The sequence below is a fragment of the Oricola sp. genome (assembly GCF_965230365.1).
In the GTDB taxonomy this organism is placed as follows: domain Bacteria; phylum Pseudomonadota; class Alphaproteobacteria; order Rhizobiales; family Rhizobiaceae; genus Oricola.
This window is the reverse complement of sequence record NZ_OZ246003.1, coordinates 2734228-2759195: the sequence shown is the minus strand read 5'-3', so window position 1 is coordinate 2759195 and position 24968 is coordinate 2734228. Positions and strand designations below refer to the sequence as shown.

Here is a 24968-nt window from a genome sequence, read left to right as displayed (position 1 = left end):
CGATCCATGTCTCTTGCGATCATGACCATGACCGATGCCGCTGCCGGGCGCATCAGGGATATCGTCGCCAGCAAGGCGGGCGAAAATGCCAAGGGTCTGCGTGTCGGTATCAAGAAGGGCGGCTGTGCCGGTATGGAATACACGGTCGATCTGGTGACCGACGCCGATCCGAAAGACGATCATATCGAGCATGAAGGTGCGCATCTTTGGGTCGACCCGGCGGCGATGCTCTACCTTCTCGGAACTGAAATGGACTTCGAGGTCACGAAACTGCGTACCGGATTTGTGTTCAACAATCCCAACCAGTCGTCGGCCTGCGGCTGCGGCGAATCCGTGGAACTCACCCCGGCCGACCTGAAGCAACTGGCAGAGGCGCGCGGCGCGGCCTGATCGGTTCTTCAGCAGTTCTCACAGAGTGATCTCAGCGATGTGAGATGCGTTGATTGGCGCTCGGTCATCGCCAGTCACATCTCTTTGGCACGGGCCCCGCGTTGGCGGCCCCTGATCGAGGAGATTGAGATGGTTGTAATTACAACGAATGATGCCCGTGGCGGCGAGAACGCACCCAACCACATGATCAGCCGCGGACTGGCTGTCGCAATGGCGATTGCGATGGTTTCGATGTTCGGCGTGCTGTTGTCTGCCTAGGTGAAGCCGGTTCAGCCAGTTACACTTAAAGGCCGTTCATCATGAAGGCGGGGATATCTTCTCCGAACCCGACGGGTACGGGAGAGTTGTCCTCGTCTTTGCGGCCGCGTTTGCGCTTCGGCTTGGGCTCGGAAGTCTGCGGCTCTTCTGCCGCGGCGACCGGAGCCTCTTCCACCGCGCGCGCCTTTTTGGGTTCGCGCTTGCTGTCGCGCCCGCGCGATGACCGGGACCCCCTGCGTCCGCGTCCCGACCCGCGCTCGTCATCTTCGTCGCCTTGAGCTTCGGGAATCGGCGACAACCACTCGATTTCTGTTTTGATCAGGTCCTGAATGGCGTGAAGGTGCTTGGTGTCCGGCTTCGACACCAGCGTGAACGCATTGCCTTCTCGACCTGCGCGACCGGTCCGGCCGATGCGGTGGACATAGTCTTCCGCATGGATCGGAACGTCGAAGTTGAAAACATGGCTGACATCCGGAATGTCAAGACCGCGCGCCGCGACATCCGATGCGACGAGCAGCTGAATCTTATTTTCCTTGAAATTGTGAAGCATCGCCATGCGTGAGCGCTGGTCCATGTCGCCATGCAGTGCGCCAACCGAGAAACCGTGGCGGTCGAGCGAGCGAAACAATTCGGACACGTCGCGCTTGCGGTTACAGAAGATGATTCCGTTCTTGAGGTTATCCTGATCGCGTATCAAATCACGCAATGCGGCGCGTTTCTCGAAATCCTTGTTTGAAACGCCGAGAAGTCGCTGTTCCACAGTCGCCGCTGTTGTCGACGGGCGCGCAACCTCGACGCGCACCGGCGCCTGCAGGAACTGATCGGCAAGGCGCGTTATCTCCGGCGGCATCGTAGCGGAGAAGAAAAGCGTCTGACGCGTGAACGGAATCAATTTGCAGATCCGTTCGATGTCCGGGATGAAGCCCATGTCGAGCATGCGGTCGGCTTCGTCGATGACGAGGATATCGACCCCGGTCAGCAGCAGCTTGCCGCGCTCGAAATGGTCGAGCAGCCGGCCGGGCGTTGCGATCAGCACGTCAGCGCCACGCTCCAGCTTGCGATCCTGGTCTTCGAAGGAAACGCCGCCAATCAAGAGGGCAACGTTGAGTTTGTGATTCGCACCGTATTTGTTGAAATTCTCTTCGACCTGCGCCGCCAGTTCACGGGTTGGTTCCAGAATCAGTGTCCGCGGCATACGCGCCCGGGCGCGCCCGCGTTCCAGGCGCGTGATCATGGGGAGCACGAAGGACGCGGTCTTCCCGGTGCCCGTCTGCGCGATGCCCAGCACATCCTTGCCGGCCAGCGCGTGGGGGATTGCCTTTTCCTGAATCGGCGTCGGCTCGGTGTAGCCAGCGGCTTCCACCGCGTTCAGGACTTTTTGCGAAAGTCCGAGTTCTGAGAATAATACCAAAGGAGTTCTGCGCTTCGTTTGTCGAAAACGTGTTGTTGCATCGCAACAGTTGATGCGCGTTGGCCTATGCGTTTCGTGCGGAATTGTCAACAGAAAGCCCGGAAAACCGGGCATTTGGATCGATTTAGTAACGAAACTGCTCTGCGAGGATGCGTTCGTCCCATGAATGGGATGCATCGAACAATATGGTGGCCGTCCTATCGGTGGCTTCGGCAATGTCGACACAGCGCACCGATTTGACTTCGGTGTGATCGGCCACGGCGTTGACCGGCCGCTTTTCCGGCTCCTGAACGGTGAAACGGACCGTCACGCGATTGGGGAGCAGGGCGCCGCGCCAGCGGCGGGGCCGAAACGGACTAACGGGCGTCAACGCGAAGAGTGGCGCATCGATCGGAATGATAGGCCCTTGTGCGGACAGATTGTAAGCAGTCGACCCGGCTGGCGTCGCCAGAAGTATGCCGTCGCAGATCAGTTCGGTCAGTCGCTGGGTGTCGTCTACGGTAATCGCGATCTTCGCCGCCTGATAGGATTGCCGAAACAGCGACACTTCGTTTATTGCAAGCGCTTCGTGAATCTTGCCGTCCATGTCCTCGGCGCGCATGCGCAGCGGCCTTATCGCTTCGGATACCGCCGCATCGATTCGCTCACGCAGGCCTTCCTCACGAAAGTCGTTCATCAGGAATCCGACCGAACCGCGGTTCATTCCGTAAATGCGTTTGCCGGTGTTCATGAAGTCGTGCAGCGTCTGCAGCATGAAGCCGTCGCCGCCAAGCGCGACAATGACGTCAGCGTTCTCGATGCTTTCCTGGCCGTACCGCGTGGTCAGCAAGGACGCAGACTCACGTGCCTCCGGCGTGTCGGAGGAAACAAAGGCGATCGAGGGTTGCGTCATGGCGTGGGCATGCCTTTCGAATGCGATATTCAATCCGCCTATCACAAGCTTTTGAAATAGTCTCTTTACAGCAATGGTGTATATGATATCTCGCGCCGCACGCCCTTGTAGCTCAGTTGGTAGAGCAACTGATTTGTAATCAGTGGGTCGGGAGTTCGAGTCTCTCCGGGGGCACCAGCGTTTTCAGATAGTTAGCGGAAGACCGCCTGCGCGAACCGTATGCAGGCATGAATAGAGAACCCATTCGCGTCGAACAGCGCCGACTCCGCATCCAACCAGTAACGCCGGTACGCAATCTGCGGCTCGGCCCGGGTCATGACTTCCCTGACATTCGCCGCAGACAGCCCTCCGGAAACTCCGCAAAACGCGCTGGTTGCCGTCAGCGGCGGAACTTTCGACAGCTCTCGGCCCTGGCCGAACGAGTTGTCGAGAAGCCAGTCGACGCGAAGGTCGTCCGGATAGGCATCGCCGCATTGCAGGATGGTTCGAATTCCACGCCTTTGTCCGAACGCGACGGCGTTGTCGACTTCATCTGCTGACGCGTGGCGGCCCAGCTGGTTGACCTGCGCCCGGCTGAAGCCGCTCAGATCGAGTGCGATGTCTTCTCCAGCCAGGATGCGCTGCGCCAACGTCCCGCAAATATGGGCCGACAGGCGGAGACCTGTGCGCCGGAAGGTCTCGACTGCATCGCTTGCCGGGAAACGCGGCGTGCCGACAAGCTCGTCCGACAGAAGAATACCCCACTCGATCCGCCCATTGTATGAAGCCGCCAGACGATTCATGTCAGCGGCCAGTTCCGCTCGGTCGGCACCGGTCAGGGTTATGAATTCCGGCTGTATCATGACGCACCTGCCAAGCGGTTTCGCACCGCCCCGAGATCCGGTACCGCTGCGCGAGCCCCTCTTGTTTCGGTTGCCAGAGCGCCAGCCGCCATCGCGAAATCCAATGCGGCCTCCGGCCATTGACCGCGCGAAAGTTCGGCAAGAAAACCGGCGTTGAAGCAGTCGCCCGCTCCGGTGGTGTCGACGACATCAGCTTGGAGAGCGGCACGGGAGAAACTCGTTAAAGCGCCGTCGCGCCTTGTGGCCATGTAGGTGATGTTGCCACCTCCGGTGCAGCAGACAATTTCCGTTCGAGGCCCGATCAGACTGCGCATCCCGTCCTGATCCGGTTCGTTGCCGGTCAGTTTCCTGAAGCCGATATCGTTGATGAACAGGATGTCTGTCTCCCGCCGGAGCCTTTCAAACTGCTCCAATGTCAGACCCGCCGCGGCATCGACATCCACGCAAATCGTCGCTTGGGCTTCGCCGGCATATGCCGAAATGGTTTGGAAGTCGGCGGCCATCACATAGGCATACCGGGTTTCGGAAATGGCTTCTGAAACGATGGTTTGGGAAATCGGCGCGGCGTCCATCGGCGCGTAGATCAGCGTCTTTTCCCCATCGTCATCGACTGCGATGATGGCATGGGTTCCGCGTGCGGTTTCGACCTCGACCAGCCGATCCGTATCGACACCGAAAGCCGTGTAACTCTCTCGATGTAGCTGCGCCTCTCCACCGGCTGCCACCCGTCCGACCACACGGCTGGGAAGCGCGAAACGCGCGGCGGCGCAGGCTACGTTTGCTGTCGTCCCGCCGGGCACTTCTTCTGTGTACAGGCCCAGCATCTTGCCGCCGCGCACGACGGGATCTTTCAACTCGTAGATGTGGTCGAGTGTGGGATCTCCGAATACAGTCAGCATGTTGAGTTCGCGCCCAGTGAATAAAGTCGTTCATACATGAGTGTCAGCAGGCCCTCGGCGTTCACGCCGGTATGAACCCGGGCGTTCGGTGCTGCGGGACTGTCCGGTCGTTCAGGCATCCATCCGATGCTCTGACCAACGGATCTTGGTCCGGCGGTCTCGATGCGGATATGCATTGGGGTCGATGTAAACAGCTCCGGTTTCATGAGCCAAGCAATGGGGCAGGGATCATGCAAGAGCGGGTCTTCAGCAAAATAGTTGGCAATCATATGCGAAATCGGTTCGGCGGCTGGGCCAGGCAGCCGCGCCAGTGCATTCAGCCACTCTTCCGTGCAGATGGCCTGCGAGGTCACATCGAGGCCAAACAGCTCTATTTCAACATTGCTCTGGAATATCTGGTCGGCTGCGATGGGGTCGGCCCAAAAGTTGAACTCAGCGGCCGGTGTGACGTTCCCCGGGATCGTGACCGATCCCCCCATGATCGCCAACCGCTCGGCGCGAGCAAAGGTTTCCGGCGACAGCGACTGCGCCAATGCCAAGTTTGTCAGAGGGCCGATGGCGACTAATGAAATCGTGTTTTCGTCTTCGTTCGCCAAAATGTCGATTATGGCCTGTGCAGCGGGCCTTTCCAGGAATTCACCTTGTGACGGTGGCAAGTCCACACCGCCCAGACCGTCCGCGCCATGCACGAGATTGGTGCGGGGCATGCTGCCGCCAAGCGGGGCTGCTGCGCCTTTGTAGACCGGAATGTCGCTGCGTCCCGCCAACGCCGCCAGCCGGCGTGCATTTTCAAAGGTCTGGGTAACCGGGCGGTTCCCGGCGACCGCGGTAATGGCCATGACCTCGAGATCCGGGTCGCCCAACGCAAAAAGTATCGCCAGCGCATCGTCAATGCCGGGATCACAGTCGAGAATGATCTTTGTCATCGGCCTGTAGGCGCCTGCGGTAATGGGTCGCTGACCAAGTGCGTTTTCCGTGATGGTGTGCGGTGAAGACGCGCCTGTGTTGGTTGTCCGGTTCTACTGGACATCGTGCTGGTCCCCCCATTATTGACTGCAATCGAACTCAGTGGTACGTACCATATACCCAAAACGCAAGATTGTCTTGTGAATGTAACGCAGTTCCAGGAGGCCGAGCGCATCTGCTCCTTAGCTCGATCAGGGAAAGTCGCATGACCGTGTCACGGTACATGCGGGTCGCCAGTGCGCTGGCCGAGGCTATCGACGCCGGCGGTTTTCTGGAGCGTGAGGCGCTGCCGTCCGAGCGGGCTTTATCGGAAGAATTCGATGTCAGTCGCGAAACGATGCGCAAGGCAATCAAGTTGCTTGAAGCGCGGGGCTATCTGGTATCGCGGCATGGCAGGGGGACATTCGTTGCACCCGAACCGCTGCGGGACATGCAGCGGTCGATAGAAGGGCTGAGCGACGAGGCGGCGCGCAACGGCCGCGCCGTGGATCAAGAAATCCTGTTTTGCGGTCCCATTGCCGCACCGAAGGCAGTGGCGGAGCCATTGAAGCTCGAGGAAAACGCGCTGGTAGCGCGCGTCCGCAGGATCCGCAGGTTAGATGAGGCGCCGATCGGCGTCCACGATTCCTGGCTTTGTGTCGATGATCCGGACAGGTTCACACAGGCTCAATTCGGCGAGTTCGGCAGTCTTTACGGCATCCTCAGAAACGAGTTCGGCATCGTTCTAACCGATGCGGCGGAGAGCATCAGCGCCGTTTCGGCGGAGAACGATGAAGCCGAATGGCTCAACGTGCCGCCGGGCGCGCCCCTGCTTCGCATAGAACGCCTTACGGTCGCCGAAGACCTGCGTCCAATTGAATTCTGCGTGATGAAATATGTCCAGAGCTACAGTTACGACACGGTCGTGCGACGACGAAATATTGGCAACTAGATCAAACCAATGAGGGGTAAAATGAAAAGCATCTTCCTATCCGCAGGTCTCGGGCTCGCTGTCGTGACCGCACCGGCAGCTGCCATGGACAAGCCTGCAGTCGCGTTCTTCGTCAACGGCACGCTTGGCGACAAGTCCTTCTTCGACAGCGCCCAGCGCGGGATGGATCGCCTTGCAAGCGACTTGGGGCTCGAAACCCGCACGGTCGAAGCCGGCTTCGATCCGACGCGTTGGGAATCCGGGATGATCGATCTGGCCGACAGCGGCGAGTACGACATCATCATCACCGGCACCTTCACGATGGTCTCCTATGTCGAGCAGATGGCGCAGGAGTTTCCGGAGATCAAATTCATTCTCTTCGACGGGATCGTCGACTACGCAAAGTGCGGTTGCGAGAATGTGCATTCACTTCTGTTCAAGCAGAACGAGGCATCTTATCTGGCTGGCGCTCTCGCCGGTACATTGACCACGACAGATAGCGACGGTCTCAACCCGGAAGAAACGATCGGCTTCGTCGGCGGCATGGACATCCCGGTTATAAACGACTTCCTCGTCGGCTATCAGGCCGGTGCCCAGTCCGTCTTGCCCGACGTGAATATTCTAAGCCAGTACGCCAACAACTTTGGCGATCCGGCCATCGGCAAGGAAATGGCTCTGGCGCAGTACAGCCAGAACGCGGACATCGTGTTCCAGGTCGCTGGCGGCACCGGGCAGGGGGTCTTGGAAGCGGCCGCTGACGAAGGGCGTCTGGCAATCGGCGTCGATTCCGACCAAGCGGCGATCTTCATGGAATCCAACCCTGAAATCGCCAACCGGATCGTCACTTCGGTGATGAAAAACGTCGATAATGCTCTGGTGAGCGCCATGGAGCGGCATCTCAAAGGAGAAAACATCTTCGGTTTCCCCGAGGCTCAGGGCCTGGAAACCGGTGGTGTCGGCCTCGCCATCAACGACATCACCAAGAAATACGTGTCCGAGGACACGCTGGACATGCTCGACGAACTTTCTGCGAAAATCGTCGATGGCAGCATCGAAGTTCCGACTGCATTCTGATCGGAACTTGATTTGGAGAGCCGTGCTCTGATGGCGCGGCTCTCCGTTGCTGTTGACGGGAAGGCGCGCCATGGCCGGCGAAGAAAAGGTCGTGCTCGAAGCACGAAATCTCTCAAAAACCTACGCAAACGGGACCGTAGCGGTCGACGGCGTTTCGTTCGATCTCAAGCGCGGTGAGATCCATGCGATCGTTGGCGAGAACGGCGCCGGCAAGTCGACGGTCATGAAGATGCTCTATGGCCTGGAGGCCCCGACCAGCGGGGAAATCCGCATTGGCGGTGCACCAGTCGAGTTTGCCGTTCCCCAAGACGCGATTGAGCGCAAGATCGGCTTGGTCCACCAGCATCTAATGCTGGTTGAGAACCTGTCGGTGGCTGAGAACATCGCGCTCGGAAACGAGACCATCAGGGGATTGTTTCTTGACCGCGGCGCGATGGAGGCCAACACCGCAGCTTTGGCCGAAGAATACGGGATGACGCTCGATCCTCGCGCGCAGGTCAAGACGCTGGCAGTCGGCCTTAAGCAACGCATCGAAATCCTGAAGGCCCTCTACAAGGGCGCAGAAATTCTGCTGCTGGATGAGCCGACCTCGGTGCTGACGCCACAGGAGACGCGCGATCTGTTCAGCGCCATTCGCGGCTTGACGGAGCGCGGGATGACGGTCGTTTTCATCACCCACAAGCTGGCGGAAGTCAAAGAGGTAGCAGACCGCGTCACGGTGATGCGCGACGGCAAGCTGACCGGCCAGGTCAAGGCCGCAGACGTCACACCGCTGCAGATCGCCGAAATGATGGTCGGCCGTCCAGTGTCTTACATTGCGGCTCAGCGCAGCAAACCCGACAATCCGCCTCTCATAGATGTTCAGGGGCTTACCGTGATTTCGGCGCGCGGCCGGGCGCGTCTCGATGATGTCTCGTTTCAGATTCGCCCAGGCGAAATCCTTGGGATCGCAGGCGTCGAGGGAAACGGCCAGGCCGCGCTTGGCCAGTCGATGATCGGCCTGCTGGACCCGGCCCTCGGGCACGGACGGATAGGTGGCGAGGTCTTCACCGGCCGCGGCGTGCGACACGCGCGCTCCCTTGGCATCTCGAACATCCCCGAGGATCGAATTCATGACGGTATCGTTCTGGAGCACTCTATCGAGGAGAATTTTGTCGCGGCGCATTACCGGGACGAGCCTTTCTCGCATCGGGGATTTCGCGCGTTGAACAAAATGAGCGAGGCCGCCCGCGATATGATCTCGGGCTTTGAAGTCAAGACAAACTCGGAAAAGGTGTCGATCAGCGCGCTTTCCGGCGGCAATATGCAGAAGGTGGTGCTGGGCCGGGAATTCACGAAAAACCCGCGCTTTCTGATCGCGGCACAGCCGACGCGCGGTGTCGATATTGGTGCTGCCGAAGGGTTACGGCAGCGCTTGGTGGACATCCGCGATTCCGGCGCTGCGGTTCTGCTGATTTCGGCAGACCTTGAAGAGACGATGGCCCTGTCTGACCGCATCGCCGTTCTCTTCAAGGGGGAGATCGTCGCTCATTTCAGGGCCGATGAAGCCGACGAAAATGAAATCGGGCTCTACATGCTCGGCGCGAAACGACAGGCTGACGCATCGGCGGTCATCGCCGGGCCTGAAGAGTGCACAGCATGAGTTCCGTCGTGAGCGGCTGGCAGAGAACAGCCTATGAGTTCGGAAAGACCTTGATCGTCATCGCGATCGGGCTCCTTATCGGGACGATCATCGTGTTTTTCGTCAGCGATGAGCCACGCAAGGTTTATTCCGCGATCCTGACGGGGCCGCTGCCTTCGCTGTCCATCCTGGACGACGGGACCTGGCGCTGGCGTGGCATGAGCCGCTTCGGGACGTTCCTTGAAGACTCAACGACGCTCGCCTTCGTCGGTCTCGCCGTTGCGTTACCCTTCCGCGCCCGGCAATTTTCGTTGGGCGCCGACGGGCAGTTGTTTCTCGGCGCGCTGGCGTCGGCCGCCGTCAGTATATATTTGCCGCTTCCCGGAATGATCCTGCTCCCGCTCGCATTCATCGCGGCGGTGCTGGCCGGCTTCTTCTGGGGTTGGTTGCCGGGCATCATGAAGGCGCGGGCAGGGGCTAATGAAATCGTGACGACGTTGATGCTCAACGTGATCGCGATACAGTTCTTTATCTACATCGTCCTCAACGTCATGCGTGATCCCACGGCGGGTTTCATAGTGACGCACTACTTTCAGGACTCGGCGATCCTCGAGCCCCTGCTCAGGCGCACCAATGTCACTGTGCTGGTTTTCGTGGCGCCGATCGTCTGTTTGGCCGGATATTTTCTGCTGGCCCGAACCAACATCGGATATGAAATCCGCACCGTCGGCCACAATGCGAACTTTGCCCGGCAGATGGGCATGCCGGTGGAGCGCGCGGTGGCACTGTCGATGGCGCTGGGGGGAGCGGTCGCAGGCATGGCGGGCTTCCATATCGCAAATGCGATTTTGAAGCGGCTGCCGACGGACTTCCCCATCGGCCTCGGATTTGAGGGCATAGTGGTTGCGCTTCTGGCGCGCAACGACCCTCGACTGATCATCCCGGCAGCGCTCTTCTACGGCTACCTCCGTGCCGGCGCACAGGTGATGGAGCGTACCACCGACGTTAGCCGAGAAATGGTGCTGGTCGTTCAAGCCATCATCATTCTCCTGATTGTTTCCGAAAAACTCTTGCCGCGACTGGGCAGCATTTTTGGATTGAGAGGCGCCCGATCGTGAGTGTTTTCGATTTCCTACATACGCTGCTGACCGTTTCCTTCTTCGCGGCCATCCTGCGTGCGGCAACGCCGATGGTTTTTGCCGCTCTGGGCGGTCTGATCTCGGAGCTTGCCGGCGTCATCAATGTCGCGCTCGAAGGCATGATGCTGATCGCGGCCTTTGCCGGCGTCGTTGGTTCGGCCTGGGCGGCCGTGCTCTGGCCGGACGCCGGACCGCTGTTCTTTGCGCTGTTCGGCGCTGCGCTCGGCCTTTTCGCCGCCGTGTTTCTCGCCTTGGTCCTGGCCGTTTTCTATCTGGAGTTCGACGCCAATCTGATCATCGCGGGCATAGGTATCAACATTCTCGCCGCCGGGTTGACGGTCTTTCTGCTGTTCACGATATCCGGCGACAAGGGGTCATCAGCCGGCCTGACCAGTTATGCGCTCCCCAGCATTGCTCCCGGATTTCTGGGCGATTTGCCGGTTATTGGTGCGCTCTTGGCAGGCGCCAACGGTGACGGCCACCATATCCTCATCTACGCTGCATTGCTGTCGATCGTCCTGGTCTGGCTTTTCCTGCATAAAACGCGGCTTGGACTTCACCTCAGAGCGGTCGGTGAAAACCCGGAAGCATGTCGAACGGCCGGACTGCCGGTCAAGCGCATCCAGTATTACGCGATCCTGCTCAGCGGTCTTCTTGCCGGCCTCGGCGGAATTTATCTCTCGATGGGATATCTCACGCTGTTCCAGTCCAACATGACTGCCGGTCGCGGCTTTCTCGCACTGGCTGCCATTTTTCTTGGCGCACGATCGGTACTCGGAACAGCAGGCGCCGCAGCCTTCTTCGGACTTGCCAGCGTCTTTGCAGCTCAGCTTGGTCTGCTCGGCGTTCCGACACCGGTCGTTTTCGCGGTCGCACCCGTGCTGACCATTATCGCATTGCTGCTGTTCAGCTGGGTGACAGGACGTCGGGAAAAGACCGCGATATCGCGCGCACTGCAGGCGCTCAGGAAAAGCAAGGGACAGGAACATGCCTAGCACCGGATCGGTGGCCGACAAGATTCACTCGGGTCTACTTGTCGCGGGTATTGGCGACGCGCTCGGCGCGCCGACCGAGCAATACACCATGAGCGAAATTGTCGAGCGGTTTGGTCCGGGACTGATCGAAAGGTTTTATACGCCACCGCCCGACACATTTGCCGGCGCCAATCATGGCAAGATCGCCGAGATTACGGATGACGCCAGTCAGATGTACTATCTCGCGGGCGCATTGGCGCAACATGGGCCGGCCTTCGAGAACAAGGACTGGATCGCCTGTCTGCTCGACTGGCACCACACCTCGCCAAAGGCCGGGTTCATGGGGCCGAGCACAGAGGCAATGGTCTCCGCGCTTCGCAAGGGAGAGGATCCGACACGATTTGGGCTGATAGGCGCGTCCGACAGAAAGATGACCAATGTCGGCGCAACAAATGGCGCGGCCATGCGTGCAGCACCTGTCGGCATGTGTTTTTCCGGTGATATTGCAAAAACCGCCGAATACACCTTGAAAACGTGCCTGCCTTCCCACGATGCGAGTGTCGCAATCGAAGCTGCCTGTTCGATCTCCGGCGGCGTGTCGGCGGCGATGGTCGCGGATTCGCCCGGCGAAGTTATTGACGGGTGCATTCAAGGCGCGCTTGAAGGGCGCAAACTGGCTGCAAAACACGCCAGGCTTGAAGCTGGTCCCAGATTTCAGGCCCGACTGAACAGGGCGCTCGAAATCGCTTCGGCGTGCGAAGACGACACACGGTTTCTTGCATGGCTGGAAGCGGAAATCGGCAATTCGGTATTCGCGGCAGAGTCGGTTCCATGTGCGATCGCGATCCTGGCTTATGCCGATTTCGATCCCTGGCACACGGTCCGGCTCGGTGCGTCGATCGGCAATGACAGCGATTCTATCGCGACCATGGCGGGATCGATTGCCGGAGTCTTCAACGGCTGTAGCGCCATTCCAGATGCGATTGTCCGGGAGTTTATCGCTGCCAATCCGGAGTTCGACCTGCGCCGGTTGGCGATCGACTTGGCGGACGCGTTTCGGGCACGCGTGACCGCGTGATCTTTCGATTGAGTGCATTGATTAACGCTCTGACCTAATCAGCCCACGAAAGAGGCTGGACAGAGGGGGATAGCTGGAGGAGTGCGGTCCGCGCTCCTCCAGCGTATCGATCAAGGAATTGCTCTCCACGTCTTCCCGCGGGCAAACCGGTTTTGCAGGCAGTTTCGCGTAAGGCGGCAGCAGTGACACATCTCATCATTTTTGCAATGACGTTAGGTGAGCGAGTTGCAACATTGGCACATAATTGATTGCAGGAGGATGTATTTCCATCGGCTTTTTCGGCGCTGTGAGCGCGCTTGCGTATTCATTCACGTTCCTGCCGACACCGGTCCTGGCCAGCGGGACGGATGAAAACACCTTCGTCTGCGCACTGGACGGGAATTGCCGTTTTGCGACCCCGGCCGAGAAGGCGGAAGGTACGAGCGATCGAATGCCGGAGCCCACAGCAGGGACGAGATCGGCACAGAACTGTCGGAGAAGCCGATCGTCCGAAAAGTCGATCAAATTCGCTACTTCCCGGTCCCGACAGGGTCTTTCACAGGCCGGGATTCATGGTCACACTACATAACAACACGTCCGAAGCGGCGGTGAAGATCCCCTTCGCGCTATGACGATGCCCCGGCAGGCATTGGCCCCCTTGCAATGTGGCGGGTGATGCTCGGCTGCATGGACGGTTGGACGGCGATGTGGCGATGTTCGACGGACAGTCTCTGCCAGAGAGAACCACAGCCTGCATCGAGTATCAGACGCTCGGCCGCTCGCGCCGCTTCTTCGGGATCACACCTTTGATCCGCGAGGAGGCGCTATCGGGAGAGGCGGGCTGGATCTATCACGAGCCGGACGGACAGTTGAATTCGAGGACGATGCCAAACCCGGGCTAGGCTGCGAAGATCGCTTTTTCGTTTTCACGCGGGGATAGGCCGGCCCGGCCTTTGGAACACTCGGCTGTCAGCCGGCCGACGCGACCAGACCCGGATCGGAGCCCGCGAACAGTTGCTCGGTGATCAGGTAGAAGTTGGAATCAATGGCATAGACAGTACCTTCGGGGACCTGTCGCCAGTTTTCGTCGGTAATCGGTTCGGATGCGATTTCAATGGCTCTGTAGTCCTGCCCGGGGGCAAGGTGAACATGCGTTTTGCCGCAGACATCGCACACAGTGACACTGTCGCGCCGAAGCGTCCACAGGGTGCGCCCGTAGCGCGATCCGACAAGCTGCTCGCCATCGGTCAGCACGATATTCAGGCCGAATTCGTCGGTCATTCCGACCGTCTCGGTCCATTGGACCACCTGGACGAGCGCCTCGCGGACGGTCTTGATCAGGGGGCGTTCGGGATGCCGTACATACCGGCTCAGAATGTAGTAGAAAATGTGCTCGCTGTCGGTCACGCCGTTGATGTTGTTGCGCAGAACCGGGTCGATATGTCCGATCATCAGGTCGCGGACCGCCGGGAAATTCGGGATCATTCCGTTATGGGCGAATGTCCAGCGGCCATGCTGAAAGGGATGCGTATTCTCCAGTGCGGGGCCGCCGATTGTTGCATGCCGAACATGGGCGACAACGGTGTTGGCATAGACCCGCGCCGCAGCCTTGCGGAAGTGTTCGCCGTGGAACGCGGCCCAGGTCTGCCGTTCGACCGATGGCGGGCCGTCGCGGTAATCGGCAACGCCCCAGCCATGGCCATGCACGATGCCCTGCGAATCCATCCGGCTTTGCCGCATCAGCGCGTTTTGCGCCTCGACAAGGCTGCATTCGACTCGGGTGGGCGCGCTGGCCCGCATGGCAAACAATCGGCACAAAGGCCTGTTCTCCGTTGAAGCGCGGCTGAACGCGCAGGTTAGCGGCCCGAACTGGCATTGTACAATATCGAGCCGGTAAAAGACGCCGCTCGGTTTCGTGCCGTCGCAGAAATCAGTGGCGGCCCGACTGAAGGTCTGAAAGAAAGCTGTCGAAACCGCTGCGGGCCTGTTCGTCGGCTATCTCGAGCGTGGCGTAACTCAAGCCGCGGCCGGGCGCGATGAATGCCGCCTCGAAACCTTCGAGGGTCATTTCTTCCGGCTCGTCGGGCACCCCGCCTTCGTCGGGCAGGTGATCGGCCAGCGCATCTTCGATCTGCAGGCGCAGCGACCAGCGGCCGACCCCAACCGGCAATGGGCGTATTTCAAGCACGCCAAAGCCCGACAACGCGGCTTCGTCGTCATTCACATCAAGACCGGCCCGTCCGCCGCTGACGGGTTCTTCGACGAATACGCGATTGGCACTGACCTCGAAGCGCGGCTGCGCGGAGGTCGCGAAGTCGTGCTGCAGCCAGGCAACCAGTCGATCGGGCGGGATGTCTACTTCGAGTTCCATTTTGTCCATCAACGGTTGGTTCCTTGTTTGCGGCGCATACCAGCCCGAAACGGCTTCGAGTTTGTCCGCCCTCGGCCAACAACGCGTTGATCGCGATCAACCATTGCCTGTATCCGATTGACAAACTCGGGAATACGTCCCTTGTTTCGACGCGACGGAACGTCCCGGCAACTGCGGGCGTTTCAACAAGCAATAACAAAAGGGGGAGACCGAATGCCCGACGGCAGCATCGCAATTCTCGGCGTTTTCGTGGCCGACACATCCTACCGGGCCGAACGCCAGCCACGCATGGGCGAGACGATCCTCGGAAAGAGCTTTGTGCTGGGTCCGGGCGGCAAGGGCTCCAACCAGTCGGTGGCGGCTGCGAAAGCCGGCGGCGATGTTACCTTCATCTCGCGAACAGGGGATGATGCCTTTGCCGATATCGCTATGGAGACCTGGACAGCCGCCGGTGTCAAGGCGGCGGTCGAGCGCGATCCGAGCAGTTACACCGGTGCCGCCTACATCTTCGTCGAGGATGCTTCAGGCGACAATGCGATCATCATCAGCCCCGGTGCCGGCGCGACCATCGCGCCCGCCGATATCGACCGCAACGCCGGCGCGATTTCATCGGCGTCGGTTTTCATCACCCAACTCGAGCAGCCGATCGATGCGGCCCACCACGCGCTGGCCATCGCAAGGGCGGGCGGCGCGCAGACGATCCTCAATCCGGCGCCCGCCGCGCCGGTGGACGATGCGATGCTGGCACTGTGCAGCTATGTCACGCCGAACGAAACCGAGGCCGAGGCGATAACAGGCAAGCCGGTCGAGACGATCGATCAGGCGCGCGCGGCAGCGGAGATTTTTCTCCAGAAGGGCGTTGGCACCGCGGTCATCACGCTGGGCGAACGCGGCGCGTTGATCCATGGCAACGGCGTTTCCGAACATGTCCCGCCATTCAACGCCGGACCGGTTGTCGAAACGACCGGCGCGGGCGATGCCTTCAATGGCGGTTTCGCGGTCGCGCTGGCCGAGAACCGCTCGCCGGTCGAGGCGGTTCGGTTCGGTTGCGCGACGGCTGCAATTTCGGTGACGCGGCAGGGCACCGCTCCGTCGATGCCGTCGCGCGACGAGATCGACGCGCTGCTGGCGGGCAGTTGAGCGAGACGCACGGACGGCCGCTTCCAGACCAGCCGGAAAGGCGGTAGGACTTGGCGGGCTTTCAACAGCGGAGTTTGCCATGTGGTTTTCGAGGCCCCTCGCCGAACTGCTGGAAGCGGTCAATCCGTCGCTGGCGGCGGTCATTGTCGGCGGCGGCGCCTAGGCCGGTTACCGGATCGCCGGAGCCACTGGCGAGAACCTGACATTCGGCGCAGGGCTTGGACTTGTCGGCGGTCTGGTCGTGGCGGCGCTGATTTGCGGCCTGATCGCCAACCTGTCGCTGATCGAACAGCATCTCGCGCTTATCGCCGACGACATCGAGGAGATGCGGGCACGTGACGCCGAGCGGGCATCTGAAGACCGGACGTAAGCCGGGCGGCACGCGGCCGCCCGCACTGTTTTAGAACAGGCCGATCAGCTCAGCGGAACGATCTGGATCTCGACGCGCCGGTTTTGGGCGCGACCGGTTTCGCTGGAGTTGTCGGCGATCGGCCGGCTTTCGCCGAAACCGGTTGCCAGCACGCGCTGCTGGTTGACGCCGCGCACCGCCAGATAGTTGGCGACGGAATTGGCGCGGCGCTGCGAAAGCGACTGGTTGTAGTCGTCGGACCCGGTCGAGTCGGTATGACCGTAAACGTCGATCAGCGTCTGGTTGTATTTGCGCAGCACCACGGCTACCGAATCGAGCGTCGGATAGAACGCCGGGATCACCTGGTCCTGATCGACGGCGAAGGTGATGTTGCTCGGCATGTTCAGGATGATGTTGTTGCCGGCGCGCGTCACGCTGACGCCGCTCGCGGCGAGCTGGGCGCGCAATTCGGCTTCCTGGCGGTCCATGAAATTGCCGATGGCCCCGCCAGCCAAAGCGCCGATACCTGCGCCGATCAGGGCATTGCGGCGGTCGTCGCCGCCGGCCGCAAGTCCGGCAAGCGCCCCTACGCCGGCGCCGATGCCGGCGCCTGCCGCCGTGTTGGAAACCTTCTGCTGACCGGTAAACGGATCGATGCTGGTGCAAGCCGATGTGAACGCGAGCGCGCCGGCCATCGCCAGAATAGCTGTCTTTTTCATTGGGTTGGTACCTCTAGACTTCACATGGCGAGCAGCCGCTTCGTGCAACGCCCGATTGAAACTCGTCACTCCTAGCAGAAATAAAGGCCAAATTGGGCCGAAGTGAAAGCCCGTCCGCAGCTTTTTGGAGCGTGTCTTGGTCAGATTGGTTTGCTTGAACGCCGGAGATTTGTGCAGTGACCGGGAGCGGAACGCGAAGCGGGCCAGGAACGTCAGCGTTTTGCAACGGCGCTCACTGCGCAAACGACCCGGACACGCCCTTGCGTCGCCGCAGGACTGTCATGCCGTCGAATCTTGCATCGACCACATAGAGTTGCCCGATCGTCCGGCCGCCGGATTGCGCCTGCGCGATCGTTTCCCAGGCCGAATCGCCGGGCCTGTCCGCCCGGTCTGACACGAGGATAATGCCCGGTTGCCGCGAAAGGATCGCGGCGGCGTAGATCGCGCGCTCGCGCTCGATTTCGCGGCGTACGGCGCGCGTATCCATGTCCGGGTTCTGCCACAATACCTGCATGCCGTAATCGGTCGCCAGCATGGCGCCATGCGGCCCGACATATCGCCCGCCGGCGATCCGTACGAGCGGATGGCTGTCGGCAAAGCTTGGCGAAACGCTGACAAAGGTCTGGCCCGCGTGGTTTGCCTTCAGGTGGTTGGCGAGCACCGGGTCGACGAATTCGCCGCGCCGGTAGACATCCGACACCAGCCAGATGACCGTGCCCACCAGCACGATGGAGACGCTGATCCGCGTCAGCGCAAGAGTGCCGGTCGCAGAGGGCCGGGGTTCCGGAAAGCAGCGCGCTGCAAGCTGGGCCGCGAAGGCCAGCACCAGAAGGCAAAGCGCAGGCAGGGCATGATAGGTGAACGCCTTGCCCATCGCGACGATGCCGGCGAGGTGGCCGCTTGCGGCGAGCGCTGCGGTGATCGCCAGGGGCGACCAGTCGCGCGGGCGGGCGGCCAGCGCGACGGCCAGCAGCAGGACGCCGCCGCATATCAGGAAAAACATGGTCGCATCCGGCGTGCGGACCGGAAGGTAGACGACATCGAGGATTGGATAGAGGAATTCGAGATAGTCCGGGTAGAGCGTCAACACTGCCAGGCCATAGGCGGCGGCAACCGCAGCGCCGAGGAGGTTTTCCGGATGGAAAGGCGGCCGCAGCGAGCGGGTCTTCAGCATCAGACCGGCCACCGGCAGCAATACGGTCGGCAGATAGTACGGTTTGGTCATCACCATGACGGCGCAGGACAGGCCGCCAAGAACGACCATCCAGACCGACAGGCGAAAGGCCGGGCCGATGTGCCAACGCGCCGCCTGCAACACCAGCCACGGCGTGAAGGCGACGATGGCGAAGTGTTCGCGCTGCAGGAACGTGTAGTTCGGCAACAACACGAAAACGGCCACCCACAATGCGAGTAGCGGCGCGGCGGCACCCTTGGGAAGCAATCCGGCGTGTGCGCCGATCACCAGACAGGCCGCAAAGGACAGGAAAAACAGGGCCGAGAACTGGAACAGCAGCAGGGTTTCGCTGGACAGGCCGGTGAAAAACGACAGCGCAGCAGGACCGGTGTAGATCCAGACGGAAAAGGGCGGATTATACTCCAGAATGTCGCGATAGAGCGTTTCGCCTGAAAGCATGCGTTCGGCGACGGTCAGCAGCCAGCTGACATCGGGCGTGATGCCAAGCGAAAGCGGCACTTGCAGCGCGGCCACGTAAAAGATGCCAACGACCGCAATGGACAGGCCGGTTTGCGTATCGGTTTTCAGTTCCATGGCCCGAACAGGAGAATTCGCCTCGATCGTCATCCCCTAGCGTCATTTTCTTAAAATTTAGGGGTATAGGTTCGCGATGACGTCGGGTGCACTCGTGCCGGTACCGCGCCTGCCTTGCGAGCGGTTTTCTGCCCCGGCCTCAAGCGCCTCGTTCGGCCCTTCGCTATGGCTACGGGCGTTCGTCGCGCGAAAAGCCAAATCGTTGGCTTTTCGTCCGCGCAGCGGAAAGCTCCTCACCGTTGCCGGGGGCCCGACGCGCCCGCGCATAACGCGCGAGCGCGTCGCAATCTCTCAGGATGTCGTCGATCTGCAGTTCCGGTCGTCGCCGCCGGCCGGGCGGATGGCCGGTGCGCAAGGGTATCTGGATCTTCGTGACCGGTGCGGTGTGTCCTGGTTGGTTCGCGTCCTTAAGCTTCGCTTCGCTCGCTGACGCGAACCCGACCTGGCTCTGGCTTGAGGTCAGGCTGGAATCAAGCCGCGCCCTTCTTCTTGCGAAGCGGATGGCGTGGCCGGGCAGATCGTCGAGCGCGGCTTTCAGCGCGCGGACGCGCCGGCAGACATGGGCGGCATTGACCAGCGGCCGGCCAAGCGCATCGACGGGCAAGGCTTCAGGTTCACGCGGTGCGACCGGCTGTATCCATTCGGTCAGCAACCCGATGCGCGGCATGGCGGTGTGTTTCGGGCGCGGGGCGGCGAAGATCGCCGCATAATCGATCGGCGGGTCGAACAGCGCGAAGGCCGGATTGCGCGACGGCGCTGTTTGTCTTGCCGGCTTCGGCGGCTTCGGCAGCCAGGGCGTCCGGCCGACCGGCACTTGTTTGCCCCGGTAGACGATGTTGGTCATCGGCCGGGGGCTCTGGTCCTTCACCATCAGGCAGGCCACGACCGACGCCGGCACGTCGAGCGCGGCGTCCTCCGGTACCGTGGTCAGGTCGAGATCGGCGTCGGTGTCGGCAGCGGCGGGCGCATCGGCCTTTGCCGCCGCGATGCCGGCAAACGGCCGGCGTTTGGCCCGCCGGATGTGCAGCTTGACGGCGATGTTGCGCGCCGCGACCGCCAGCAGACGACGGGTGGCGCTTTCGGCCGGATAGAGCACCCGCAGGATCCGTTGCCAGACGGGACGCGGCAACACGTCGGCGCCGCCGGCGTCGAGCCCGGCCATGAAGAACAGGCCGGCGACGATGCGCAGCAGCGCCGCGCGGTGCCGCGCGATTGCCACCTCCCACCATTCATCCGAGCCGTAATCCATGCGGTCCAGCATGGCGGAGGGTGAGGTGCGGTGGATAGGTTTTCCAGTCGTTTCGCCCGGCCGGGCCGGAGTTCCGGGGAGCGCATGGGCCGGGACCGCGCGATCTGTCCACCGCGCCGGATGTTTCGGAGACGAATTCGGCCGATAGATACTGTGTGAGCGGTCGTTTTAACGCGCAATAAACAAGTGCCGGTTGTATATGTCCGTATTACAGCAAGTAAAAAGAGCCATCCATGCCACCTGACGCAGTGTCAACGCAGTGCAAGGCCCGCGCCGGATCGACTGCCCGCCGGCGCAACCTCGCCGCAACGCTGATGGCGCTGGCGCTGGCGGGCGTGGTGCTGGCGTGGTGCAGAATGCTCGGTTACCCGGGGTGGGAGTGGCACCAGAAGCTGACGGTGGAAGTCGAAACCCCAAATGGCGTGGCCGTTGGCAGCGCCGTGACGGAAGTCCATTGGCGCGACGAACTGGATCTGCTTGCTGACGCGCCGCATGTCCATTCGGACGTAACGGGTGAGGCCGTGGTGGTCAATCTTGGCGACGACCAATATCTCTTTGCGCTGCTCAGCGGGGCCGAAAGGCTGGCGCTGCGGGTGTTTTCCGACAGGCGGTGGCCGTCCGATACCGACGGATTGTTGCCCCTGATACGTGACGTCTCGAAGCAGTCGAAGGGTGCGTCGCGCCCGGTCGAGCCGGCGGCCTATCCGCGCCTCGTCACCTTCGGCGATATCGACGATCCGACGAGCGTCCGCCGGGTCGATCCGGACAATCTCGCCGCCTCATTCGGCCACGGCTACCGGCTGAAATCGATCACGCTGGAGATCACCGACGCGCCGGTGACAAACGGAGAACTGGCAAAGCTGTTCCCGTGGCTGGATGGAAACAGGATTGATCCGAATGTTAACGGCGGACGATCTGAGACGCTGCGTTATCCGAACGACAGTCGGCGCGGATATGGGACCTTGAGTGTGGATGAATTCGTCAGGAGCCGACGATGACGAATTCCAAGGATCTGTTTTTGGCCATACTCGCTATCGACGCCTGCAATCGCGGCGCCGCCCGGCAGGCCGAACATGAAGGGCATGGCCAATGCGCTTCGGTGTGACACTGGCCGCCGTGGGCCTGACGGGCGCGATGTTGGCGGGGTGTGGCGAGCGTGTTGAATGGCACCAAAAGCTGACCGTGGAGGTCGAGACGCCGGACGGGATCGTCACCGGCGAAAGCGTCATGCGCATCAATGTTCGCAACGATCCGGAAATCCTCGCGCACCAAGTCACGTTGGTCCGACGTGTTGCCGGGGAAGCCGCGTTTGTCGAACTGAGGCCGGGTTCATACCTCTTTGCGCTGCTTGCAGATGAAGCCAAAAGGGCGCTCTATGCGTTCGAGCTCAACACGATGGCCGAAGGCCACATGGCCGGCTACGTGGCGCTTGAAAAAATGCATGGCGCGCGGGTGCTGCCGCGCGAAAACTATCCTCGCCTGGTGACATTTGGACATGTCGGCAGCCCGCAGACGGTGCGCCGTGTCGACCCGGACAATCTCGCCACCTCATTCGGGCCCGGCTACCGGCTGAAATCGATCACGTTGGAGATCACCGACGCGCCGGTGACCAGGGGCGAGGTGGAGACGGTGCTGGGGTGGCTAGATGAGTACTACGACAAGAAGCTCGATGGCCGCCGTTACGAAACAATTGAAGCAGAAAATCGTTTAGCGAACTCTTTAGCGTCAGGTGCCTTCGATACGGAGCGTAACTAATGAACATGTCGAGCGATTTATTCTTAGCGATTGTTGCAATGGATGCCTACAATCGAGGTTACAACGCTGGGATTGGTGGAGAGTCGAATGGGCTTGGCGGAACTGGTTCCCAGATCGGCCATGCTCAAGTTGTTAAGCAGAGCGACACGTCGATAGGGTCGACAGATCGAGAAGCCGGCTTCTATGCAATCGCCTACAAAATCACCGACGGGTCGCAAATCGTCGGGCTTGAAGCCGGCGATACGGTGATTTCCTGTCGCAAACAGACGGCATAGGGGTGAGTGTTTGGTGAGCGCGCAGGGGTTCGAACCCTGGACCTACTGATTAAAAGGCGACTTCTGCGTAACGAACATGAACAGCTTGAAACGCGCTGAAACATTCAAGCATCTAAAAAATTTGACTTTTTCTGTTTCTCGCTGTTGATATCTGTTTCAACGAGTTTCGTTGCAACGGAACCCAACTGGAACCCTGGTGCAAAACCCGCCGAATTTATCAGTAGGTCGACAGTGCCGAGAAAGAACCTCACCACCCGCTTTGTCGAAACAGTCAAAGTCGATGTCCGAACCGACTTTTGGGATGACATCGTGCGCGGATTGGTGCTTCGGGTGTCACCGTCCGGCGTGAAATCCTGGACGGCCGTCTATGTCCGCGAGAGTGATGGCGCCAAGCGAAGACTGACGATCGGGCAGTTTCCGGCTATCAAACTGGAGAAAGCGAGAGCCAAGGCCCTGAAGGTGATGTCTTCGGTCTCCGAAGGCGAGGATCCGGCAGGCGAGAAGCGGGCCCGCCGCGAGGCGATGAAGGTTCGCGAACTCGGTCAGCTCTATCTCGAGAAGTACGCCAAACGGCGGAAGCGGACCTGGGAAGAGGATCAGAGAATTCTCGAGAAGGACGTCTATCCGCTAATCGGTGGCCATAGGGCGGTTGCTCTTCGCCGCCGTGACGTGATCGATGTTGTCGAGGCAAAGGCGGAGACAGGACGCGAGCGGCAAGCCGGTGTCGTGCTCGCCGTGGTCAGGAGGATGTTCAATTGGGCGGTCGAGAACGATTATCTCGAGTCGTCACCAGTGCAGGGTGTGAAAGCACCAGGCAAGCCGGTTCGGCGCGATCGAGTGCTCTCCGATGCCGAGTTGAAGGCCGTCTTGCTAGCGCTGCCTGGAGCGCCTTTCAGTGACGCCATGCGGGCGATCGTGCAACTGCTCGCTCTTACCGGACAGCGGTCTGGCGAGGTCTGCGGAATGACCAACTCTGAAATCGATATCGAGCGTGCCATCTGGACTATTCCAGCGCATCGAACGAAGAATGGCCTACAGCACACAGTGCCGTTGTCCGGCCCGGCTGCTGACATCATCGCGGCATGGTTTCCGGAGGACGACGCGCCAAGTGAGACCCCTCTCTTCAGTCGCACCGGCGATCCGATCGAAAGCAACGCTGTTGCCGCGGCAGTTCGCAAGAACCTTCAACTATTTGAAGAACGTTGGATGCCGCACGATCTGCGACGCACCGCCGCCACCGGAATGGCAGAGCTCCGCATTCAGCCGCACATCGTCGAGGCGGCACTCAATCACATCTCCGGCTTCCGGGCCGGCGTCGCCGGGGTCTACAACCGCGCCAGATACGATGCCGAAAAGAGACGAGCGCTTGACGCTTGGGCAAGTCATGTTGATGGGGTCGTCTCCGGCAGAGCGGAGACCACAGCCCAGATTTCTCAGTTGAAACGACGTTTGACAGCCTGAAACAAACCTGAAATACCTTAGCCGACCGAAATGGTCACACCCGTCGCTTATGACAACTGCCCAGGATGGGCACCTAGTTGAAACGTAACGAGCGACGAGGTTGTCATGTCCTACACACTCATATCCATCCAGGATACCTGCCGAAAGCTGAACATCAGCCGCACCGTGCTCTGGCGCCTTGTGAAAAACGGTGAGTTCCCGAGGCCTGTTGCCGTTTCCGGCAAGCGAAAATCCTTTGTCGAGAGCGAGGTCGACGCCTGGATTGCCGCGCGAATTGATGCCCGAGACATGGCCGAAGAAGCGGTCTAGCTGCTCGAGGCGATATCTGTGTCTGAACGAAGGTCAAAGCGACCGTCGGCCGGGTCCGCGCCATTCACGTCGCGCAAACTGCTCTGGCTTGAGACGGTGGCCACCGATGCGAACCTGAACCACGCGTCTGTTCGGGTTGCGGCCGTGTTGGCGCTTCGATACTTGAACTCGACATCAGGGCAAGCATTTCCGTCCCAGTCGAAGTTGGCGGCCGACATCGGCGTCACCGAAATCACGATCCGCCGAGCGTTACCTCCGCTGGTTGAGGCCGGTTACCTGACCAAGAAGCGAGGTGGGTCGGGCCGCGCCAATCGCTACAAGATCGCATTTCCCGATGCACCGGAATTGGCTGCCAAGAGAGACCATAGACCGATCAAAAATGAACGGTCAAAGGCAGACGCAGACCGATCAGAAATGAACGGTCAGGATGCGACATCACCGATCAATAGTGATCGGCGTGACCGTTCACATTTGTACGGCGTGACCGATCAGAATTGTACGCCTAACCCTCATAGAGAACCCAGGACTGAATCCCAGAGGCGGGCTCATATAGAGCCTGCCTCTGGGGAAGACTCCGAGTCCATCTTTGACATTGAGGACTCTCCGAACCCGTATGCGATAGCATCCGGCCGGCACGATGACGACATCCCGTTCTGAAGCCGCCCGGTCGCTCTCCGAGAGCGGCCAACTAGCGCCCCGGGTTTTGCAGAAAAAGCCGGCAGGATTTGCAAAACATCCTCCCAAGATCCGCTGAGGAAAGCGCCGGAATGTCCGTCGAAACTTGCGGGCAGAAAATGCGCGAGTCGATCACAAATCGCGGGTGTTGGTTACACGCGGTCGCAGCTTTGCAGTGACTAAACACCGACGAGTTAAGACAGGGCGCTCGGCCTGCCGCCGCACCCGCGCCCCGCGCGCCACCCGGAGCGCACCCGTCGCCCGCCAGTCCGCCGCCGCCTCGCAGCTCGCGCACCGCCACCCGGCGCGCGCGGCCTCTCGCGTCCGGCCCGCCACCCGCCGCGCACCCGCCCCGGCGCACCGCCCGCCCGAAGTGGCCACCCCGCCCCGGTCAAGGTTCTTCCCGCCGCCCGGCGCCACCGCGGGTGCGGCGCAGCGCAGGATTTTCGCGTGTTTTGGCCTCG

General features: G+C 60.8%; 27 protein-coding genes and 1 tRNA gene. 18 read left to right on the top strand and 10 right to left on the bottom strand.

Features of this window, described 5'->3' with window-relative positions:
- The first annotated feature begins 6 nt into the window (after window positions 1-6).
- Together sufA and ACO06R_RS13335 are read left to right on the top strand one after the other, a co-directional pair.
- Window positions 7-390 carry a Fe-S cluster assembly scaffold SufA gene (gene sufA / locus ACO06R_RS13340; RefSeq protein WP_421850688.1) on the top strand — a complete coding sequence of 128 codons (384 nt, stop codon included), beginning with the start codon at window positions 7-9 and terminating at the stop codon, window positions 388-390.
- Window positions 391-519: 129 nt separating this feature from the next.
- Window positions 520-648 carry a hypothetical protein gene (locus ACO06R_RS13335; protein WP_421850685.1) on the top strand — a complete coding sequence of 43 codons (129 nt, stop codon included), beginning with the start codon at window positions 520-522 and terminating at the stop codon, window positions 646-648.
- 25 nt (window positions 649-673) lie between these two features.
- Here the strand turns inward: ACO06R_RS13335 and ACO06R_RS13330 are convergent, their stop codons facing one another.
- Together ACO06R_RS13330 and ACO06R_RS13325 are read right to left on the bottom strand one after the other, a co-directional pair.
- Window positions 674-2059 (bottom strand): DEAD/DEAH box helicase, encoded by a 1386-nt coding sequence (locus ACO06R_RS13330; RefSeq protein ID WP_421850683.1) that lies wholly within the window; start codon window positions 2057-2059, stop codon window positions 674-676.
- 124 nt (window positions 2060-2183) lie between these two features.
- On the bottom strand, window positions 2184-3026 hold the full coding sequence (locus tag ACO06R_RS13325; protein WP_421859400.1) for an NAD kinase: 843 nt from the start codon (window positions 3024-3026) through the stop codon (window positions 2184-2186).
- A gap of 26 nt (window positions 3027-3052) precedes the next feature.
- On the opposite strand from ACO06R_RS13325, the gene ACO06R_RS13320 reads away from it, so the two are divergent.
- Window positions 3053-3128: transfer RNA gene (locus tag ACO06R_RS13320), tRNA-Thr, on the top strand.
- Window positions 3129-3142: 14 nt separating this feature from the next.
- On the opposite strand, the gene ACO06R_RS13315 is transcribed toward ACO06R_RS13320, so the two are convergent.
- The 3 genes from ACO06R_RS13315 to ACO06R_RS13305 are packed head-to-tail and all read right to left on the bottom strand — an operon-like array spanning window position 3143 to window position 5618.
- Window positions 3143-3793 carry a hypothetical protein gene (locus tag ACO06R_RS13315; RefSeq protein WP_421850681.1) on the bottom strand — a complete coding sequence of 217 codons (651 nt, stop codon included), beginning with the start codon at window positions 3791-3793 and terminating at the stop codon, window positions 3143-3145.
- Window positions 3790-4692: a carbohydrate kinase family protein gene (locus ACO06R_RS13310; protein WP_421850678.1), complete on the bottom strand. Its 903-nt coding sequence runs from the start codon at window positions 4690-4692 to the stop codon at window positions 3790-3792. Before ACO06R_RS13310 ends, ACO06R_RS13315 begins: the two co-directional genes overlap by 4 nt.
- Window positions 4686-5618, bottom strand: coding sequence for a nucleoside hydrolase (locus tag ACO06R_RS13305; protein WP_421850675.1), 933 nt, complete (start codon window positions 5616-5618; stop codon window positions 4686-4688). Before ACO06R_RS13305 ends, ACO06R_RS13310 begins: the two co-directional genes overlap by 7 nt.
- 245 nt (window positions 5619-5863) lie before the next feature.
- On the opposite strand from ACO06R_RS13305, the gene ACO06R_RS13300 reads away from it, so the two are divergent.
- From ACO06R_RS13300 to ACO06R_RS13270, 7 genes are all read left to right on the top strand, one after another.
- Window positions 5864-6589: a GntR family transcriptional regulator gene (locus ACO06R_RS13300; protein WP_421850672.1), complete on the top strand. Its 726-nt coding sequence runs from the start codon at window positions 5864-5866 to the stop codon at window positions 6587-6589.
- A 21-nt stretch (window positions 6590-6610) separates the two neighbouring features.
- A complete protein-coding gene (locus ACO06R_RS13295) occupies window positions 6611-7642 on the top strand; it encodes a BMP family ABC transporter substrate-binding protein (protein ID WP_421850669.1) in 1032 nt (343 codons plus the stop codon).
- Between the two features lie 70 nt (window positions 7643-7712).
- Window positions 7713-9284 (top strand): ABC transporter ATP-binding protein, encoded by a 1572-nt coding sequence (locus ACO06R_RS13290; protein ID WP_421850666.1) that lies wholly within the window; start codon window positions 7713-7715, stop codon window positions 9282-9284.
- Window positions 9281-10381 (top strand): ABC transporter permease, encoded by a 1101-nt coding sequence (locus ACO06R_RS13285; protein ID WP_421850662.1) that lies wholly within the window; start codon window positions 9281-9283, stop codon window positions 10379-10381. Before ACO06R_RS13290 ends, ACO06R_RS13285 begins: the two co-directional genes overlap by 4 nt.
- Window positions 10378-11397 carry an ABC transporter permease gene (locus tag ACO06R_RS13280; protein ID WP_421850659.1) on the top strand — a complete coding sequence of 340 codons (1020 nt, stop codon included), beginning with the start codon at window positions 10378-10380 and terminating at the stop codon, window positions 11395-11397. Before ACO06R_RS13285 ends, ACO06R_RS13280 begins: the two co-directional genes overlap by 4 nt.
- The gene (locus ACO06R_RS13275; protein WP_421850656.1) at window positions 11390-12454 is read left to right on the top strand and encodes an ADP-ribosylglycohydrolase family protein; all 1065 of its coding nucleotides are present in this window, start codon (window positions 11390-11392) and stop codon (window positions 12452-12454) included. The genes ACO06R_RS13280 and ACO06R_RS13275 overlap by 8 nt, the downstream gene beginning before the upstream one ends.
- A 692-nt stretch (window positions 12455-13146) precedes the next feature.
- Window positions 13147-13335 (top strand): hypothetical protein, encoded by a 189-nt coding sequence (locus tag ACO06R_RS13270; RefSeq protein ID WP_421850653.1) that lies wholly within the window; start codon window positions 13147-13149, stop codon window positions 13333-13335.
- A 67-nt stretch (window positions 13336-13402) separates the two neighbouring features.
- On the opposite strand, the gene ACO06R_RS13265 is transcribed toward ACO06R_RS13270, so the two are convergent.
- Entirely contained in the window at window positions 13403-14242 is an 840-nt protein-coding gene (locus ACO06R_RS13265; RefSeq protein WP_421859398.1) for a class II glutamine amidotransferase, read from the bottom strand.
- A gap of 121 nt (window positions 14243-14363) precedes the next feature.
- Window positions 14364-14813 carry a hypothetical protein gene (locus ACO06R_RS13260; protein WP_421850650.1) on the bottom strand — a complete coding sequence of 150 codons (450 nt, stop codon included), beginning with the start codon at window positions 14811-14813 and terminating at the stop codon, window positions 14364-14366.
- 204 nt (window positions 14814-15017) lie between these two features.
- Here ACO06R_RS13260 and rbsK point away from each other — a divergent pair, with 204 nt between their 5' ends.
- Together rbsK and ACO06R_RS13250 are read left to right on the top strand one after the other, a co-directional pair.
- On the top strand, window positions 15018-15944 hold the full coding sequence (gene rbsK, locus ACO06R_RS13255) for a ribokinase (protein ID WP_421850647.1): 927 nt from the start codon (window positions 15018-15020) through the stop codon (window positions 15942-15944).
- A gap of 241 nt (window positions 15945-16185) precedes the next feature.
- Window positions 16186-16314 (top strand): hypothetical protein, encoded by a 129-nt coding sequence (locus ACO06R_RS13250; RefSeq protein WP_421850644.1) that lies wholly within the window; start codon window positions 16186-16188, stop codon window positions 16312-16314.
- A gap of 44 nt (window positions 16315-16358) precedes the next feature.
- Here ACO06R_RS13250 and ACO06R_RS13245 read toward each other — a convergent pair whose 3' ends face one another.
- The 3 genes from ACO06R_RS13245 to ACO06R_RS13235 form a co-directional block, all read right to left on the bottom strand.
- Window positions 16359-17012: an OmpA family protein gene (locus ACO06R_RS13245; RefSeq protein ID WP_421850641.1), complete on the bottom strand. Its 654-nt coding sequence runs from the start codon at window positions 17010-17012 to the stop codon at window positions 16359-16361.
- Between the two features lie 232 nt (window positions 17013-17244).
- Window positions 17245-18780, bottom strand: coding sequence for a hypothetical protein (locus tag ACO06R_RS13240; protein WP_421850638.1), 1536 nt, complete (start codon window positions 18778-18780; stop codon window positions 17245-17247).
- A 169-nt stretch (window positions 18781-18949) separates the two neighbouring features.
- Window positions 18950-20029: a hypothetical protein gene (locus ACO06R_RS13235; protein WP_421850635.1), complete on the bottom strand. Its 1080-nt coding sequence runs from the start codon at window positions 20027-20029 to the stop codon at window positions 18950-18952.
- Window positions 20030-20262: 233 nt separating this feature from the next.
- Here ACO06R_RS13235 and ACO06R_RS13230 point away from each other — a divergent pair, with 233 nt between their 5' ends.
- From ACO06R_RS13230 to ACO06R_RS13205, 6 genes are all read left to right on the top strand, one after another.
- The gene (locus ACO06R_RS13230; RefSeq protein WP_421850632.1) at window positions 20263-21027 is read left to right on the top strand and encodes a hypothetical protein; all 765 of its coding nucleotides are present in this window, start codon (window positions 20263-20265) and stop codon (window positions 21025-21027) included.
- Window positions 21028-21118: 91 nt separating this feature from the next.
- On the top strand, window positions 21119-21784 hold the full coding sequence (locus ACO06R_RS13225; RefSeq protein WP_421850629.1) for a hypothetical protein: 666 nt from the start codon (window positions 21119-21121) through the stop codon (window positions 21782-21784).
- Window positions 21784-22059, top strand: a complete 276-nt coding sequence (locus tag ACO06R_RS13220) for a hypothetical protein (protein WP_421850626.1) — start codon at window positions 21784-21786, stop codon at window positions 22057-22059. The genes ACO06R_RS13225 and ACO06R_RS13220 overlap by 1 nt, the downstream gene beginning before the upstream one ends.
- A 231-nt stretch (window positions 22060-22290) precedes the next feature.
- Window positions 22291-23520: a tyrosine-type recombinase/integrase gene (locus tag ACO06R_RS13215; protein ID WP_421850622.1), complete on the top strand. Its 1230-nt coding sequence runs from the start codon at window positions 22291-22293 to the stop codon at window positions 23518-23520.
- A gap of 105 nt (window positions 23521-23625) precedes the next feature.
- On the top strand, window positions 23626-23829 hold the full coding sequence (locus ACO06R_RS13210; protein WP_421850619.1) for a helix-turn-helix transcriptional regulator: 204 nt from the start codon (window positions 23626-23628) through the stop codon (window positions 23827-23829).
- Window positions 23830-23847: 18 nt separating this feature from the next.
- Window positions 23848-24486 carry a helix-turn-helix domain-containing protein gene (locus ACO06R_RS13205; protein WP_421850616.1) on the top strand — a complete coding sequence of 213 codons (639 nt, stop codon included), beginning with the start codon at window positions 23848-23850 and terminating at the stop codon, window positions 24484-24486.
- Window positions 24487-24968: the final 482 nt, after the last annotated feature.